Here is a 15,561-nt window from a genome sequence, read left to right on the forward strand (position 1 = left end):
AATATGTAAATTATATTGTAAACAAGTGTTACACGCATATATGCGAATACACTTGTTTTTTTGTTGCTTCAGTAGGCACTCAATAAAATTTTATTTATAAAGGAGAGTAAAAATGGGAAAAGTACTTGTCATTGGCTGCGGTGGTGTGGCTCAGGTTGCCATCCAAAAATGTGTTCAAAACAGCACTGTATTCGAGGAAATTTGTATCGCAAGCCGTACGAAATCAAAATGTGATGACTTAAAAGCAAAATTAGAAGGTAGCAAAACAAAGATTACAACTGCAAAAGTAGACGCAGATAATGTAGATGAATTGATCGCTTTAATCCAAGCGGAGAAACCTGATCTCGTGATGAACTTGGCATTACCATACCAAGACTTGACGATTATGGACGCTTGCTTAGCAACTCAAACCAACTATTTGGATACTGCAAACTATGAGCCTCATGACACTGCAAAATTTGAATACAAATGGCAATGGGCTTATCGTGAGCGCTTTGAAGCTGCTGGTATCACAGCACTTTTAGGCAGTGGTTTCGATCCTGGTGTTACAAGCGTTTTCTCTGCACATGCACTTAAACATCACTTTGATGAAATTGAATATATCGATATTTTGGATTGTAACGGTGGCGATCACGGCTACCCATTTGCAACAAACTTCAACCCTGAAATCAATATCCGCGAAGTCACTGCCAACGGCAGCTACTGGGAAAATGGCGCATGGGTTGAGACTGAACCTATGGCAATCAAACGCGTCTACAACTTCCCAGAAGTGGGGCAAAAAGACATGTATCTTTTACACCATGAGGAAATTGAGTCACTTGCCCTCAATATTCCAGGTGTTAAACGCATCCGTTTCTTCATGACTTTTGGTCAAAGCTACCTCACTCACTTGAAGTGTCTTGAGAATGTGGGCATGACTTCTATTGAGCCTATAGAATTTGAGGGCAAGCAAATTATTCCATTGCAATTCTTAGCCGCAGTATTGCCAGATCCTGCATCATTAGGCCCTCGTACTAAAGGCAAAACCAATATTGGTTGTATCTTCCGCGGTAAAAAAGACGGCAAAGATAAAACTTACTATGTCTACAATGTTTGTGATCACGAAGCATGCTATGCAGAATTGGGCTCTCAAGCCATTTCCTATACTACGGGCGTTCCTGCAATGATTGGCGCAATGATGCTCTTGACTGGCAAATGGGATAAAAAAGGTGTTTACACAGTTGAAGAGTTCGATCCAGATCCGTTCATGGAGGAACTTGGCAAATGGGGTCTGCCTTGGCAAGAAAGCTTTGACCCAGAGCTTGTAGATTAATGATGAAGTTTTCAGAGTTACCTACACCTTGCTTCGTCGTAGATGAAGCTCTCATTGAAAAAAATTTAAAAATATTAAAGGGCGTCTCTAAGCGTACAGGCTGTAAAATCGTCTTAGCTCAAAAAGCATTTTCAATGTACAAAATGTATCCATTGATTGGCGAATACTTGGACGGTGCAACCGCAAGCGGTTTGTTCGAAGCACGTCTTGGATTTGAAGAAATGGGGAAAGAAAATCACGTTTTCTCCCCTGCTTATCGTGAAGATGAAATCGATGAAATTATTACTCTATGCGACCACATTATCTTTAATTCCTTCTCTCAAGCTGAGAAGTATAAAGGCAAGGTTTTAGAAGCCGGTAAAAAAGCAGGGTTGCGAATTAATCCAGAGTACTCCACACAAGTGGATCATGCCATCTATGATCCGTGTGCCGTGGGCTCACGTTTCGGTGTAACCCTGGAGCATTTTAAAGCAGAACTGCTTGATGGTATCTCAGGACTTCACTTTCACACGCTTTGCCAACAAAACTCAGATGACTTAGAAGCCACTCTAAATGTGATCGAAGCAAAATTTGGGCCGTGGCTATCTCAACTTGAGTGGATCAACTTTGGGGGCGGCCATCACATCACCCGAGAGGATTATGATCTTGCCTTGCTTGAAAAATGCATTCATCGCATGCAAGATCAATACGGCTTAGAGGTTTACTTAGAACCCGGTGAAGCCGTAGCACTCAATGCAGGTTATTTGGTTACAACCGTACTGGACATTCAAGAAAATGGCATGTCTATTGCCATTTTAGACACTTCTGCAGCTTGTCACATGCCAGATGTTTTGGAAATGCCCTATAGACCCCCTCTCTTTGGATCAGGTGAAGTCGGTGAAAAAGCCCATATGTACAGACTTGGTGGCAACACTTGTCTTGCAGGTGATGTCATAGGCGATTACAGCTTTGATCAACCTCTAAAAATCGGAGATCGCTTGGTATTTGGTGACATGGCAATCTATTCCATGGTAAAGACCAACACCTTTAATGGTATGGCATTGCCTTCAATTGCAATTCAAGATAAAGATGGAGATTGTTACCTTGTACGTCAATTTGACTATTTAGACTTTAAGACGAGATTGGGCTAAAATTCAGAAACTAAAATCTACATGAAATAACCTTTATGCGGAAAAGGGGCAATCGGTAAATGAATGACATTTCCGAAGCCCTTTTTTATATTTCATCGTTGGATTGACAACTTGATTCCAACTGATTAAACTTAAATCGATTGTATTTTATTTTTAATAGATTGTGTATTTTTCCCAAAATCAGATTGTGTATTTATTAAAATTTAACTTTCCCAGAAAGGTGAAACCATGAAAACAAATATAATACTCGAAGATATTTCTGATGGTCAAAGATATGACATCCATGACATGGTAAAAGCAGATACTGGTGGCTGTAACAGCTGTAGTGCTTGTTGCCACAATGTGGGCGATTTGGTCACTCTAAATCCATTTGACGTCTATAACATTACAAGTCATTTGGGCGTCACATTTGATGCATTATTAGACGACAAAATCGAACTTCGTCTCAATGGAAAATTGACTTTACCTCATTTGAAAATGCAGGGCGATCTTGGCCGATGTAGCTTTTTAGATCAGGCAGACCGTTGCGCAATCCATGCACAGCGACCTAATATTTGCCGCCTTTTTCCCCTGGGCAGAGTCTACGAAGATGATGATTTTAAGTATTTCTTACAAAAGGACGCCTGTGTAAAACCGCATTTGAGCAAGGTTAAGATCAAACACTGGATCGACATTGATCACTATGAAGCAAACAAAGCCTTTATCCTCTCATGGTATAAGCTCATTAAAGCACTCAACTTTCGCACAAAATTCATACATGATGATGAATCACTAAAAGAGCTTAACACTTATTTGCTAGATACTTTCTACCGAACATCATTAAAAACCGATGTGTCTTTCTACGCTGCTTTTAATGAACGATTGCCAGAAGCTAAAAATCATCTAGGCATTCTTTAGTGCTGTTATATATTGAATACCGTTCTTCACTTCTTATTAAACCCACATCGCTCATATAGATTCATAAGATATAGTCTATCTTCATAACAATCCAGTCGCAAATATGAAACCCCAGCTTGCCTTGCCATCTCCTCAATCAAGGATATGCTCTTTTGAGCGTACCATAAACCAGAAAATTCCAATTTAATCACAAGTTTATGGATATACTTACCGACAACATAATATTTTAAATTTGCAGCAACCTTTAAAAATGTAATGATTTCTAATATGGAATCTTTACATTTTCTATTGACATATCCTTCATAATGTTTAATTATTACTAAGAGGGTATAAATAGCACAGTACAATCAATAGCGTCGTATGACAATTTTTAAAGGAATAGGTGATTACATTATGGACTTATTAACTTTGGCGCGTTTACAATTCGCTGCAACTACTGTTTACCATTTTTTGTTTGTCCCTTTAACACTGGGGTTATCCTTCTTAGTGGCATGGATGCAGTACAAGTATTACAAGACACACGACCAAGCGTGGGATACGCTCACGCGATATTTTGGCACCTTATTTTTAATCAATTTTGCTGTTGGCGTTGTAACCGGTATTGTTCAAGAATTTCAATTCGGTATGAATTGGTCAAACTATTCACGATTTGTAGGTGATATTTTTGGCGCACCACTTGCCATTGAAGCACTTGCAGCTTTCTTTCTTGAATCTACTTTCCTTGGCCTCTGGATCTTCGGTCGAGATAAATTATCGCCAAAACTCCACTTGGCCACCATTTGGATCGTTGCGTTTGCCTCATCTCTGTCCTCATTGTGGATTCTGATTGCAAACTCATTTATGCAGTCACCAACTGCATTCAAAATCGTTGAAACAGCATTTGGCCCACGTGCTGAAATGACTGACTTCTGGGCACTAATCACCAATCCTCATGTCTTGAGGCAATTTCCTCATGTTTTGGCATCTGGACTCGCAACTGGCGCAATCTTCGTATTGGCCATCAGTGCACTCAACTTACTTATGTCTCACAAAAATGATGTCTTCAAAAAACTGATTAAACCCATGTCCATTGTCGGTGCCATTGCGCTGATTTTATCCGTGGGTGCTGGTGATGCTCAAGGCAAGTATATCGCAAAACATCAACCTATGAAACTTGCCACCTCTGAAGCGCTTTGGGAAACCACAGCCAGTGCACCTTTTTCAATCGTTTCTGTCATAGATGAAAAACGTGGTATGAATGGTGTCTCAATAGAAATTCCTTACGCGCTGAGCATCTTGGCCACCAACGATCCCAACGCAACGGTCCAAGGTATCAACGACTTGCAAAAACAGTATGAAGCAGAATACGGTCCCGGTGATTATACCCCACCGGTTGCACTGATGTTTTACAGCTTTAGAGCTATGGTTTATGCCGGTACTTTGATGTTGATTGTCATGATTCTATCCATCATTTTTTCTAAAAAATTGCAGCAACACAGATGGTATTATGTGATTTTAGTCTTGATGCTGCCTTTACCTTATCTGTGCAATACAGCAGGATGGATTTTTGCTGAAGTAGGCCGTACCCCTTGGATTGTACAAGGCATTCTCAAACTCCAAGACGGTATTAGCACTGCCGCTTCCGCTAATGCCACAACTGTCTTAATCAGCTTAATTGGCTTTGTTGTCCTTTATGGCATTTTAGCCATCATAGACGTTTCACTAATGGCTAATTTCATCAAAAAAGGATTGAAAAATATAGATCAAACCATTCAGGAAGAAAAAGAGGTGGTTACAACATGGTAAGTTTATCAACGTTATGGTTTATACTCATAGGCATCCTATTTACTGGATTTTTATTTTTAGAAGGTTTTGATTTCGGCGTAGGCGCACTTGTGCCTTTTGTGGCAAAAAATGATGCTGAAAGACAGATTGCCATCGGTACCATTGGGCCCGTTTGGGATGGCAATGAAGTTTGGCTTCTCACCGCTGGTGGTGCCATGTTTGCCGCTTTTCCCTATTGGTATGCAACGATGTTTAGCGGTTTTTACTTGGCGCTTTTCCTAGTGCTTGTGGCACTCATCGTCCGAGGCGTCACTTTTGAATTTAGAAACAAAGACGCCTATCGAATCTGGAGAGAAAATTGGGACACCGCTCTTAGCATCTCGAGCATTCTACCAGCAATTCTATTTCCAGTTGCCTTTGCAAATTTAATTGGAGGGACACCACTTGCCATACAAAATGGTCGTCTTGAATATATCGGCGGTTTCTTTGATCTGTTAACACCCTTTACGCTCAGTGCAGGTATAGCTGGATGCGCTTTTCTGCTCTATCATGGCGCTGTTTATCTTGCACTTAAATCCAGCGGTAAAGTTGAAGCGCGCAGTATTGCTCTTGGACAAAAACTTGGTATCGCTACCCTTGGTACAGCTCTATTGCTTGCTCTTATGGCATGGATCACATTGGGCATAAATGGTGTGCTTTCGCCACTGTTATTTGTCTTAGCAATGCTTTTAGCCGTATGCTCTTATCTCGTCTTCACGAAAGGCAAGTACAAGTTAGCTTTGGCACTGAACTTCTTAGTCATTGTATTTGGCATGGCTTCCCTGTTCACAGGTCTCTTTCCAAACGTCATGATTTCAAGCCTAGATCCAAGTCTGAGCCTGAGCATTGCCGATGCCGCTTCAAGCAGTTACACGCTTAAAACCATGACCATTATTACAGCCACATTGCTTCCAGTCGTTCTACTCTATCAACTTTGGACATTCAAAGTGTTTAAATCCAGAGTAACTATAAATGATGTAAAATATTAGTATTTGAGGCGATTATGATTGATAAACTCTTAATGACTGCAATTAAAAATAGAACACATTATTACACTCAGTTAATCGCACTCAGTTTGCCCATTGTTTTTTTAACGATATTTCAAGCCGTCTCCATGGGGTGGATTATAGACGCGGTGTTCCTAAAACGGACACCGCTTCAACAGCTTATATTTCCACTTGCCTTGCTCGCATGTGTTTTCATTCTTAGACCGTTTTTTAACGGTCTATTTGAATGGCAAAATCGAAAAGAAACCGCACTGGCAAAACAAAATCTTAGGGCCCAAATTACACATGCACTGCGTCTGCAATTAATCTACCAAGGTCAGGATCAAGATGAATTTCAAGATCGAGTTCAAGACCAGAACCATATCACAGGCAGATATGCGACATTGGCTTGTGAAGGTGTAGAACATACAGACGCCTACTATGCTGAGTTTGTCCCTCAAATCTTCATCATGATCATCAACACGATTTTTGTTCTTGGTTTTGCTTTTTATCTGGACTGGATCAGTGCTTTGATCATGATGGTTACAGCACCTCTTATCCCGCTGTTTATGATGCTGATCGGCAAAACGGCTGAGGGCGTTCATCAAAAACAGTGGCAAACACTAAAGCGCATGAACGGTCACCTCATGGATCTCCTTCGGGGGATGACAACACTTCACTATTTTGAGAGACATCTTAGCCAAGTTGAATCCGTAAGACAAACCAGTGAAAATTTCAGAAAGAAAACGATGTCCGTTATGAAATTGACATTTCTTTCTGCTTTGACTTTAGAACTCACCGCCACACTGAGCACTGCTGTAATCGCAGTTTCACTAGGCGTGCGCCTCCTCTATGGTCAACTGTCTTTTCTTTCAGCATTGATCATTTTACTCATGACACCAGAATACTACACACCCTTGAGGCAATTGGGACTCAAATATCACGCGGCACTCAATGCCAAATCGGTTTCATCACAACTCAAATCCTTGTTGGATCAGATGCCCAATCCCAACGCTGCGGAGATACAAGAATTGATTGAGATTCAAAGCAATATGGATACACAGAAATCTAACAGACCAGCAGATTCTTCTAGTCTATCTATAGAGCACGCTCACATGGACAATTCACGGGTTTTTTCGCTGCATGCCATTCAATTTACATATTCCAATGGCAAAAATATCTTTTCAAATCTCAATCTTGAAATACACACAGGTGATCGCTTGGCCATTGTAGGGAAAAGCGGTGTGGGCAAGACAACCCTCCTCAAAATATTAATGGGTGTTCTAAAACCTACTTGCGGCAAAATTTATCTGTTTGAACATGATATAACGACCTACCCTGAGTCCTTTTTCTATGATTCGATCGCTTTTGTAGCACAAAAATCTAAAGTGTTTAACGGTAGCGTACTGGACAATTTAAAATTTGGACGACCAAACGCCTCTGTGAAAATCGTCGAGAAATACTGTGCGCTTACTGGATTTGATGCGATTATTCACAAGCTTGAATGCGGCTATGAAACGATCCTTGGAGAAGGTCATCAATCGCTCAGTGGCGGTGAATCACAGCTTCTATCTTTAACAAGAGCATGCATTAGAGAAACACCCATCTTCATTTTAGATGAGCCGACAAGTGCCGTTGATCCTGAAAGTGAAAAGCGTATTGTGGAAGCACTTGCAAAAATTGCAACCGATAAAACCCTGATTATCGCCTCACATCGCGAGGCAGTCGTCAACCTTTGCCATCAGAAATTGGAACTGGGAGGTGAAGCTGATGTTTAATGCTTTGCCTTCACTCAAAAAGTTATTGAGTTTGATCCAAGGCAATCGCCAAAAATTACTCTGGCTCTCCGCAATAACATCCTGTGCCACAGTTTTGGCTTCTACTAGTTTAATGGGCTTTTCTGCGTTTATCATCTCTTATGCTGCTTTACAGCCTTCTATTGCGGAAATTTTAGTGCCTGTAACCGCAGTGCGTTTTTTTGGGTTATCTAGAGCTATTTTAAGATATATTGAACGCCTCTTATCACATAATACAATTTTCACCTATCTGAGTCGCTTGCGCGTTAGGCTATATGATGGCGTGAGTCACATGAGCGGTGAACGTTTGCTCAGGCTTAATCGATCGGATACTCTAAATGTTTTAACGTCTGATATTGAGACGCTTCAAGACGTTTTTTTGCGCGGAATACTGCCACTGCTCAGCAGCTCACTTCTGTATCTTGCTATGCTGATGGCCATGATCAAGATTAACTTTGCATTAATGCTTGTCCTCGCAATATTCTATCCACTTGCCACACTTGGCATGGCTTTAATCGCCAAAAAACTCACACTGGGTAAAAATAAGCGTTTTGCCGAGCGATTAGGGGCCTATAAAATACAGTTTACTATTTTTTCAGACCATTTATCCGAACTCAACTGGAATAAGCGTACAGCTGAATTTGAAGATGCCCTCAAACAAAGTTCTGTTGAGCTTGAACAAGATATGCAAAGTATCTCGTTTGGTAAACTCCTTGCCACCCAAGGACAACAATTCATGATTAATATGAGTGTATTTACAACACTCCTAATTGCCATTCTACTCGTTGAGAAGAATGCACTTTCGGGTATATACCTAGCTGTTTTCACACTTATTATGTTTAGTTTTTATGAATCCGCACCAGCCTTTTTAACCCTTTTCCAAAAGTTAGAATCTGGCAATTATAGTGCTGAAAGAATGCTTGAACTGGCTGAACGCAAGGATACTTTACCCACTAGTTTTCCGAAAGCATCCAGCAGTATAGCGCCCAAATCCATTCAATACAAAAATCTCAATTTTAAATACGAAGGTGCCTCTGTGCAACTCAGTGATATTAATTTTTCTATCCATTCCAATATGAAAATCGCAATTGTTGGACCATCAGGATCTGGAAAAAGCACGCTTGCTGCATTAATCTGCGGTTTATTAGCACCTCAATCTGGGGAAATCATCTACCAAAATGAGTCTGTAGATTTAAATCACTCAGAACAATTGATGTCAAACTTCTCCATTATTAATCAAGACGTTTATCTATTCCACCAACGTCTATTAGATAATTTGCGCCTTGCCGATAACGATTGCAGTCTTCAACAAATTAAGGAAGCGCTTGTTTTCGCTGGTTTAAGTGAATGGGTTGACTCTGGATGGATTGAAACCAATCCGTGGATCGGTGAAGATGGCATGACATTATCTGGCGGTCAGAAGCAACGGCTAGGACTTGCACGCGCATTACTTCGCAAAGCACCTTATCTTATTTTAGATGAAGCATTCGCAGGACTTGACATTGAAACAGAGTCCAGAGTACTTAATAACCTTTTAGCCTTAGAGGATAAAAGTCTGATCTGGATCACACACAGATTGGTTCAGATGGATCAAATGGATATGATCTATGTTATGGCAGATGGTAAAATCATCGCCAAAGGCACTCACAGTGAATTGATTATAAGTTGTGACCTCTATCGACAATCTTTTCAATTAAGTTGCCCTTAGATTAAAGGTAATTGATCTCATAAAAAAGGCGAGTATCGTATTTGATTTACACGATACTCGCTTTTCATATGCATATTATGCCACTGCTGCTAGTGTGTTGACGCTATTACTGGTGTCAGTGTCAGTGTCAGTGCTATTGCTATTGCCATTATCCCTGTTTTTATTGCCGTTATTATTTTAATCTTCTTCGTTTTCGCCACCTAATAATCTAAAAGCATTAGAGACTTTCTCATACTCTTCATCACTTTCTATTTCAGTGAGTTCTACCGAATCATCGTCATATTCTGAAAAGCCATAGAGCAATGCAAGATCTTCATCTGGATGTAACAAAGAGATATACTCTTTACCTTCTACTTCAAAGATCTCAATAATCGGACAGACTAATTTTTCACCATTTTCAAGCTCAAGGGTCATGGTTTGAACATGTTCATGGTCATGCTCATGACCACATCCGCAACCACATGAATTTTCTATCGTATTTTTTTCATTTTTTAAATCAGACATTTTGTCACCTCATCCATATTGTTTCCTTGATTATACACGGAAATCACATGGATGTCGACATGCTTTCCATAAGGGAAAAATGGAAATAAGTTTCACGCATATTTGAAAACACCTTGACAAAGTAAATACAACGGCATATTATATACATATTCTCATATGTGCATATGTGTATAATGATTCATATGAAGCACTGGAAGGAGTTAATAATGAATCAATTAACCGCTATTTTCAAATTATTATCTGATGAAACGCGTTTAAGGATACTTGTCCTTTTATACCATCATGATTTGTGTGTCTGCGAACTTAGTGGCATACTAGATGCACCGCAACCTAGAATATCAAAAAACTTATCTAAATTTAGAGATCAAAATTTAGTGATGGATATGCGACAAGAAAAGTTTGTTTTTTACACTTTGAAAAAAGACAATTTGATACTGCTTCATGCGCTTCAAAACATCATAGATTATCTCGATGACTATCCTGTACTCGTCAACGACCTTGATCGACTCCAAAATCTGCTTGAAGATAAAAAATACGTACACCGATGTCCTACTCTCTAAAATAGATTTTAAATCAAGAAATAGATAAAAAATGAGGTGGCTCATTATGCAAAATAAAAATCAGCCGATTCCAAGACTTAAATCAATATCCTTCTTGATGAACAAATACACGCACGCAGTTGCACCACATCCCTTTAAAATTTCCAAAGATTCGATTCTTCTCTTAAATGCCACTGCGCTCTCTTTTACTTCTTATAGAATCGCTTTTGACGTGTTGACACCTGTGTTTGCACTGATATCTAACCCTTACGCCAAAGCGAAAATGATCAACATTGCATCTTTTAATACTGCACTATTCAGTATGATAGGCGCCCTATCCTTTAAATTATCTTCACTCATTCCAGTTAGAGCAATGAACGGTGCTTTCGGAACAAGTATTTTTCCGATAACTACGGCGCTTGTTTTTCTTTCAAAAACTTATGGCACTTCAGCTATATTCTATAATGCAATCTATATCATCCTTACTGTGGGTATCATTTCCACAGTCTTTGTTGCACAATTTAAAACGTGGAAGAGCCAGAGTTATTATAATGCACCTGCTTAAAACTAAAACCAAAGGAGGTAAACTATACAAAAAAATCCGGTACACAAAAGGGCACAAAAGAAAATGGGATAATTACCAAAACCTCTAGAGAACCTTGCTATATTTCATATGAATATTTTGCTAGGCTACTTTGAGTTCCCCAAAAAAATAAGACAATACATATTTGAGCCATTAGTACTTTATCAAATTCTCAAAAGTGTATTGTAAATAAGATTAAGACCGCAAGCAGAGTGTAATGACATCTGAAGTTATGACATCTGAAGTTATGAAAGCTTACTCAGTTTCTAAATTCCCAAAATCAGCTTCATCTATTTCTGCACTTACAAAAGGGATGGCTGAATTACATTGAATCGAGGTGGAAAAAATGTCTAATAAACAACATGAACACAATCACGACCACGAACATGACCATAAACACGGACATGACTGCAACCACGATCACGAACATGATCATGGGCACGAACACGGACATGACTGCAACCACGATCACGAACATGATCATGGGCACGAGCATGGACATGACTGCGATCACGATCATGAACATGATCATGGGCACGATCACGGACACGACTGCGACCACGATCACGGACACGATCATGGGCACGAGCACGGACACGACTGCGAACATGATCACGGACATGATCACGGACATGATCATGGGCACGGACACGGACATAGTCACGGACACGGACATGCCCACGATATTTCAAATCTTTCGGGCAAGAAAATATTTTGGGTTACAGTATTAAATGCCACGATCACCATTGCAGAGTTTGTAGGCGGATTATTATCTGGAAGTTTGGCCCTACTCTCTGATGCAATCCACAACCTAAGCGATACCATTGCCATTGCGCTCTCCTATTTTGCAAATAGAATTGCAAGCAAGCCAAAGGATAGCAAACGCACCTATGGTTACAAAAGAGCAGAAATTTTATCTGCATTTATCAATGCTTCTGTGCTCATCGCACTTTCTCTAATGCTCGTTGTGGAAGCTATAAAAAGATTTAAATCACCTGAAGAAATTAACGGCACTTTAATGATTGTAGTCGCTGCTATTGGCCTTATCGCCAACTTAATTTCCGTTTTCCTATTAGAAAAGGATTCCCATGGCAATTTAAACATTAAGTCCAGCTATCTGCACTTACTAGGCGATACCGTTTCTTCAGTAGGCGTACTAGCAGGCGGTTTAGCCATTAAACTATGGGGCATTGTATGGATTGACCCTATTGTCACGATTCTTATTTCACTTTATATTTTACGTGAGGCTTGGCACGTCGTCAAAGCGACAATTGACATTTTAATGCAATCTGCACCTGCTCTTGATTATGAGGCCATTAAAAGAGATGTCGAAAAAATTCCTAACATTAAAAACATACACCATGTACACGCATGGATGATCAATGAGAGAACCATCTATTTTGAAGCACATCTAGATATTGAAAACATGATGCTCTCAGAGGTCGAAAAAATATACGAGCAAGTGGAACGCCTTCTTAAAAAGCATTACAACGTTGATCATGTAACTTTACAGGCAGAAGTCAACAACTGCCCGTCCAAAGATATGTTTAAAATCTAAACTGCAAAACGCACGAAATAGTATACCAAAAGGATTTTTTGACTTATAATTATAATCAAGAATAAAATAAATTCTATATTTATAAAGGAGATTTATATGTCAAAGAAATGGTATCCAGTCATCAACACTGAGACTTGTACTGAATGTGGTGCTTGCGTAGCAAAATGTTCACATGGTGTCTATGAAACCGGCACAAACACTCCTAAAGTGATCTATGCAGAAGGTTGTGTTGATGGATGTCGTGGCTGTCAAAATTTATGTCCATCTCATTCTATAGACTATGTTGGTGATACAGGACAAAATTCAAGTTGTGGGTGTAGTTGTTCGTGCGTTTAAGTATCTGCTTTACAGTAATTTTAAAGCCTACGGCAAAAAAGGTTATGCATCTTATAAAATGTATAACCTTTTTTATGCCCTCGCCTTATTTAATTGTACATGTATGCCTAAAAAACATATGTCTAAGATTTGTATCTGCAAACACTGTTCTTCCCTGATTTTTTTGCCTCATAAAGTGCTTTATCTGCCCTGGATACCAATTCTATCTCAGTGAGCTCCTCTTCAAATTCCGAAACACCAAAACTAGCCGTAAGATGACCCACGCCAGAAAAGATATGATTGCTGACCTTCTCCCGAAATTTTTCAGCCACTTTCTGCCCCTCAACAGCATTCTTTCTAGGAAGAATGACCATAAATTCTTCGCCGCCCCAACGTCCTACCGTATCCCCTTTGCAAATCGTCCTAATCAGAATTTGAGCGAATTCCTTAAGCACTTCATCTCCAACTATATGTCCGTAAGTATCATTCACCATTTTAAAGTTATCGATATCCAACATAATCAGCGCAAATGTCATGTTGTTTTTTATGGCATGATCCATTTCTCTCTTTATATTCACATCCAGCTTGAATCGATTATAGAGTTGCGTCAAACGATCGATTTCACTTAACCGTCTTATCTTTGCTTCCATTTTTCTGCGTTCAGTGATGTCTCTAGAGACGCCCAACATCCCAACGAAATGATTGGATTTGTCATATATCCCTGAAACCGTGAGATCAGTCCAAACCGTAGTGCCGTCTTTACACGGTTGTTCCACATCATCTCTAAATACCTTAAATGGCAAGTTATGTTTAACTGCATAAATTGCCTCTTCTAAGCCCTTTTCTAAATGAACCAATGATGCAGGACACAGCAATTCTTCATGTGACTGAGCCATCACCTCTTCCACAGTATAGCCTCTGAGCTTTTCAACCGATGGACTGATATAAGTGAATTTTCCGGTCAAATCCATCGTCCAAATAACATCACTTGCATTGTCCGCAAGCAATCTATGAATTTCTTCACTTTTCTTTATTTGCTCTTCCAAAGCCTTAAACTCAGTCACGTTTTTAACAACACTTAAAATGTACTTTTCATGACCAATGTGAATCATAGATGATGAAAAAAGACCTTGAAAATTAGAATCCATGTGTAAGTCCAATTCCAGCGACAGGTATTGAGGCTTTTCACCGCTTTTTACGAATGCCATAAACTGCGCTTCCTGATGCTCATCTTTGAAAAAGCGAATATTCCTCAGTGACTTTCCATAGAGGTCCTTTTTTGAAAGACCCGTTATTGCTTCAAATTCTTGATTACAATTAAAAATAGTCAGCGTATCAACCGATACGATCATCGTTGCATCTGGAATCATTTCGAAAAACAGTTCAAATAATGCCTTCGCTTCTTTAATTTCGTTGATATTGCTCTCCAACTTTTTTACCATACTGTTAAAAGCATCTGAAAAATCACCTAGGAATAAAACTTGATGTGAAAAATCTCCGGATGAGATTGCCTTTGTCTGCCATATTAAACTTCTCAAAGTCGATTGAAGCCCTTTAGCTTGCCCTATGAGATAACCTCTTCCATTGATTTGATCCGACAAATTTCCATTGCCTATGGATTTAAGCGCATCTCTTAAATTTCGAATCGTTTGATCAACAGCCTCTAAGCCTTCAATCTCTTTTAAGCTATCGGGAATAGATGGCACAATATTGGCTTCATTCAGTAAATCATGTAGATACTGTATCCATTTTTGCGTATCATTTGCCATATCTATTCCTACCTCCCTCATGCAGACCCCTATACATGATGGCTTTTAAAATTATAATCTCTTTTTTAATTACAGCTTTTCTTGGGATAGTTCCAATGTTTTAGCGAGAAACCTACAGGTCCGATCACCAGTACACCAGCAATCAATCTCTCTGACCTCAAATGCAATTCCAGTAAACGACTCAAGTAAAGCACTGATAAAGCCCTCGTCATAAGTACAAACCTCAAATCCGTTTTCAGGGAGGCCAGAACAATCCAAGTCTTCAGAGACCGTTAAGGTGAGTTCTCCTTTGTCCATATCTATATGTTCAATTCTCAATATACCAATACCCAATTCTTTAAACAGACTTTCCAATTGATTCATAAAATCGTTCAAATTTTTTTGAGGATTCAAATAGTGCTCATAAAACGCTTTCCCAGCTAATTTCCCCGAGTCATAAAAGATTTGATCTGCAACCTCCGTTCCAAAATTACGCTCTATGACATCTCTGAGTGTAAACTGCATGAGCCGATAAATTTCTACCCTTGTCAGATTGCCTAAATTAGGTCTCCCCTCATTTATGTCTCCAAGTAAATCCCAAGAAAATTGATATTTTCGGTTGTCATCCATGCTTACACATCCTTTCCACTAAAATTATATCGTTTTTAATGCCACTGGAACA

The 15,561-nt window shown here is 39.5% G+C and carries 15 protein-coding genes; 11 read left to right on the top strand and 4 right to left on the bottom strand.

The window, feature by feature from the left end:
- Nucleotides 1–112: 112 nt before the first annotated feature.
- From ISU02_RS13960 to ISU02_RS13970, 3 genes are all read left to right on the top strand, one after another.
- Complete coding sequence (locus tag ISU02_RS13960) at nucleotides 113–1,312, top strand: saccharopine dehydrogenase family protein (RefSeq protein ID WP_194702459.1); 1,200 nt, start codon at nucleotides 113–115, stop codon at nucleotides 1,310–1,312.
- Nucleotides 1,312–2,442, top strand: coding sequence for a carboxynorspermidine decarboxylase (gene nspC / locus ISU02_RS13965; RefSeq protein WP_407646442.1), 1,131 nt, complete (start codon nucleotides 1,312–1,314; stop codon nucleotides 2,440–2,442). The genes ISU02_RS13960 and nspC overlap by 1 nt, the downstream gene beginning before the upstream one ends.
- A 228-nt stretch (nucleotides 2,443–2,670) precedes the next feature.
- Nucleotides 2,671–3,339: a YkgJ family cysteine cluster protein gene (locus tag ISU02_RS13970; protein WP_194702461.1), complete on the top strand. Its 669-nt coding sequence runs from the start codon at nucleotides 2,671–2,673 to the stop codon at nucleotides 3,337–3,339.
- A gap of 26 nt (nucleotides 3,340–3,365) precedes the next feature.
- Here the strand turns inward: ISU02_RS13970 and ISU02_RS24475 are convergent, their stop codons facing one another.
- On the bottom strand, nucleotides 3,366–3,686 hold the full coding sequence (locus ISU02_RS24475) for a GNAT family N-acetyltransferase (protein WP_207736311.1): 321 nt from the start codon (nucleotides 3,684–3,686) through the stop codon (nucleotides 3,366–3,368).
- A gap of 46 nt (nucleotides 3,687–3,732) precedes the next feature.
- Here ISU02_RS24475 and ISU02_RS13980 point away from each other — a divergent pair, with 46 nt between their 5' ends.
- The 4 genes from ISU02_RS13980 to cydC are packed head-to-tail and all read left to right on the top strand — an operon-like array spanning nucleotide 3,733 to nucleotide 9,632.
- Nucleotides 3,733–5,124, top strand: a complete 1,392-nt coding sequence (locus ISU02_RS13980) for a cytochrome ubiquinol oxidase subunit I (RefSeq protein ID WP_194702600.1) — start codon at nucleotides 3,733–3,735, stop codon at nucleotides 5,122–5,124.
- On the top strand, nucleotides 5,118–6,131 hold the full coding sequence (cydB, locus tag ISU02_RS13985) for a cytochrome d ubiquinol oxidase subunit II (protein ID WP_194702463.1): 1,014 nt from the start codon (nucleotides 5,118–5,120) through the stop codon (nucleotides 6,129–6,131). Before ISU02_RS13980 ends, cydB begins: the two co-directional genes overlap by 7 nt.
- Nucleotides 6,132–6,145: 14 nt before the next feature.
- Nucleotides 6,146–7,906 carry a thiol reductant ABC exporter subunit CydD gene (gene cydD, locus ISU02_RS13990; RefSeq protein ID WP_194702464.1) on the top strand — a complete coding sequence of 587 codons (1,761 nt, stop codon included), beginning with the start codon at nucleotides 6,146–6,148 and terminating at the stop codon, nucleotides 7,904–7,906.
- Nucleotides 7,899–9,632, top strand: a complete 1,734-nt coding sequence (cydC, locus tag ISU02_RS13995) for a thiol reductant ABC exporter subunit CydC (RefSeq protein ID WP_194702465.1) — start codon at nucleotides 7,899–7,901, stop codon at nucleotides 9,630–9,632. Before cydD ends, cydC begins: the two co-directional genes overlap by 8 nt.
- Nucleotides 9,633–9,809: 177 nt before the next feature.
- Here the strand turns inward: cydC and ISU02_RS14000 are convergent, their stop codons facing one another.
- Nucleotides 9,810–10,136 carry a DUF1292 domain-containing protein gene (locus tag ISU02_RS14000; protein ID WP_194702466.1) on the bottom strand — a complete coding sequence of 109 codons (327 nt, stop codon included), beginning with the start codon at nucleotides 10,134–10,136 and terminating at the stop codon, nucleotides 9,810–9,812.
- A gap of 206 nt (nucleotides 10,137–10,342) precedes the next feature.
- On the opposite strand from ISU02_RS14000, the gene ISU02_RS14005 reads away from it, so the two are divergent.
- The 4 genes from ISU02_RS14005 (at nucleotide 10,343) to ISU02_RS14020 (ending at nucleotide 13,152) form a co-directional block, all read left to right on the top strand.
- Nucleotides 10,343–10,696, top strand: coding sequence for an ArsR/SmtB family transcription factor (locus ISU02_RS14005; protein ID WP_194702467.1), 354 nt, complete (start codon nucleotides 10,343–10,345; stop codon nucleotides 10,694–10,696).
- Between the two features lie 46 nt (nucleotides 10,697–10,742).
- On the top strand, nucleotides 10,743–11,240 hold the full coding sequence (locus ISU02_RS14010; RefSeq protein WP_194702468.1) for a hypothetical protein: 498 nt from the start codon (nucleotides 10,743–10,745) through the stop codon (nucleotides 11,238–11,240).
- 364 nt (nucleotides 11,241–11,604) lie between these two features.
- Complete coding sequence (locus tag ISU02_RS14015) at nucleotides 11,605–12,816, top strand: cation diffusion facilitator family transporter (protein WP_194702469.1); 1,212 nt, start codon at nucleotides 11,605–11,607, stop codon at nucleotides 12,814–12,816.
- Nucleotides 12,817–12,912: 96 nt separating this feature from the next.
- Entirely contained in the window at nucleotides 12,913–13,152 is a 240-nt protein-coding gene (locus ISU02_RS14020; protein WP_194702470.1) for an ATP-binding protein, read from the top strand.
- 122 nt (nucleotides 13,153–13,274) lie between these two features.
- On the opposite strand, the gene ISU02_RS14025 is transcribed toward ISU02_RS14020, so the two are convergent.
- Both ISU02_RS14025 and ISU02_RS14030 read right to left on the bottom strand, forming a co-directional pair.
- Nucleotides 13,275–14,900 carry a sensor domain-containing diguanylate cyclase gene (locus ISU02_RS14025; RefSeq protein WP_194702471.1) on the bottom strand — a complete coding sequence of 542 codons (1,626 nt, stop codon included), beginning with the start codon at nucleotides 14,898–14,900 and terminating at the stop codon, nucleotides 13,275–13,277.
- Nucleotides 14,901–14,969: 69 nt separating this feature from the next.
- Nucleotides 14,970–15,509 carry a V4R domain-containing protein gene (locus ISU02_RS14030; RefSeq protein ID WP_194702472.1) on the bottom strand — a complete coding sequence of 180 codons (540 nt, stop codon included), beginning with the start codon at nucleotides 15,507–15,509 and terminating at the stop codon, nucleotides 14,970–14,972.
- Nucleotides 15,510–15,561: the final 52 nt, after the last annotated feature.

It is taken from the genome of Fusibacter ferrireducens, assembly GCF_015352425.1.
GTDB classification, from domain to species: Bacteria; Bacillota; Clostridia; order Peptostreptococcales; family Acidaminobacteraceae; genus Fusibacter_A; species Fusibacter_A ferrireducens.

Bases quoted from the DNA above. Each gene is read 5' to 3' on its own strand.
- ISU02_RS14005 (WP_194702467.1), top strand. From the start codon at position 10,343: ATGAATCAATTAACCGCTATTTTCAAATTATTATCTGATGAAACGCGT.
- ISU02_RS13980 (WP_194702600.1), top strand. From the start codon at position 3,733: ATGGACTTATTAACTTTGGCGCGTTTACAATTCGCTGCAACTACTGTT.
- cydC (WP_194702465.1), top strand. From the start codon at position 7,899: ATGTTTAATGCTTTGCCTTCACTCAAAAAGTTATTGAGTTTGATCCAA.
- ISU02_RS14000 (WP_194702466.1), bottom strand. From the start codon at position 10,136: ATGTCTGATTTAAAAAATGAAAAAAATACGATAGAAAATTCATGTGGT.
- ISU02_RS13970 (WP_194702461.1), top strand. From the start codon at position 2,671: ATGAAAACAAATATAATACTCGAAGATATTTCTGATGGTCAAAGATAT.
- ISU02_RS14025 (WP_194702471.1), bottom strand. From the start codon at position 14,900: ATGGCAAATGATACGCAAAAATGGATACAGTATCTACATGATTTACTG.
- cydD (WP_194702464.1), top strand. From the start codon at position 6,146: ATGATTGATAAACTCTTAATGACTGCAATTAAAAATAGAACACATTAT.
- ISU02_RS14030 (WP_194702472.1), bottom strand. From the start codon at position 15,509: ATGGATGACAACCGAAAATATCAATTTTCTTGGGATTTACTTGGAGAC.
- nspC (WP_407646442.1), top strand. From the start codon at position 1,312: ATGATGAAGTTTTCAGAGTTACCTACACCTTGCTTCGTCGTAGATGAA.
- cydB (WP_194702463.1), top strand. From the start codon at position 5,118: ATGGTAAGTTTATCAACGTTATGGTTTATACTCATAGGCATCCTATTT.
- ISU02_RS14020 (WP_194702470.1), top strand. From the start codon at position 12,913: ATGTCAAAGAAATGGTATCCAGTCATCAACACTGAGACTTGTACTGAA.
- ISU02_RS14010 (WP_194702468.1), top strand. From the start codon at position 10,743: ATGCAAAATAAAAATCAGCCGATTCCAAGACTTAAATCAATATCCTTC.
- ISU02_RS14015 (WP_194702469.1), top strand. From the start codon at position 11,605: ATGTCTAATAAACAACATGAACACAATCACGACCACGAACATGACCAT.
- ISU02_RS13960 (WP_194702459.1), top strand. From the start codon at position 113: ATGGGAAAAGTACTTGTCATTGGCTGCGGTGGTGTGGCTCAGGTTGCC.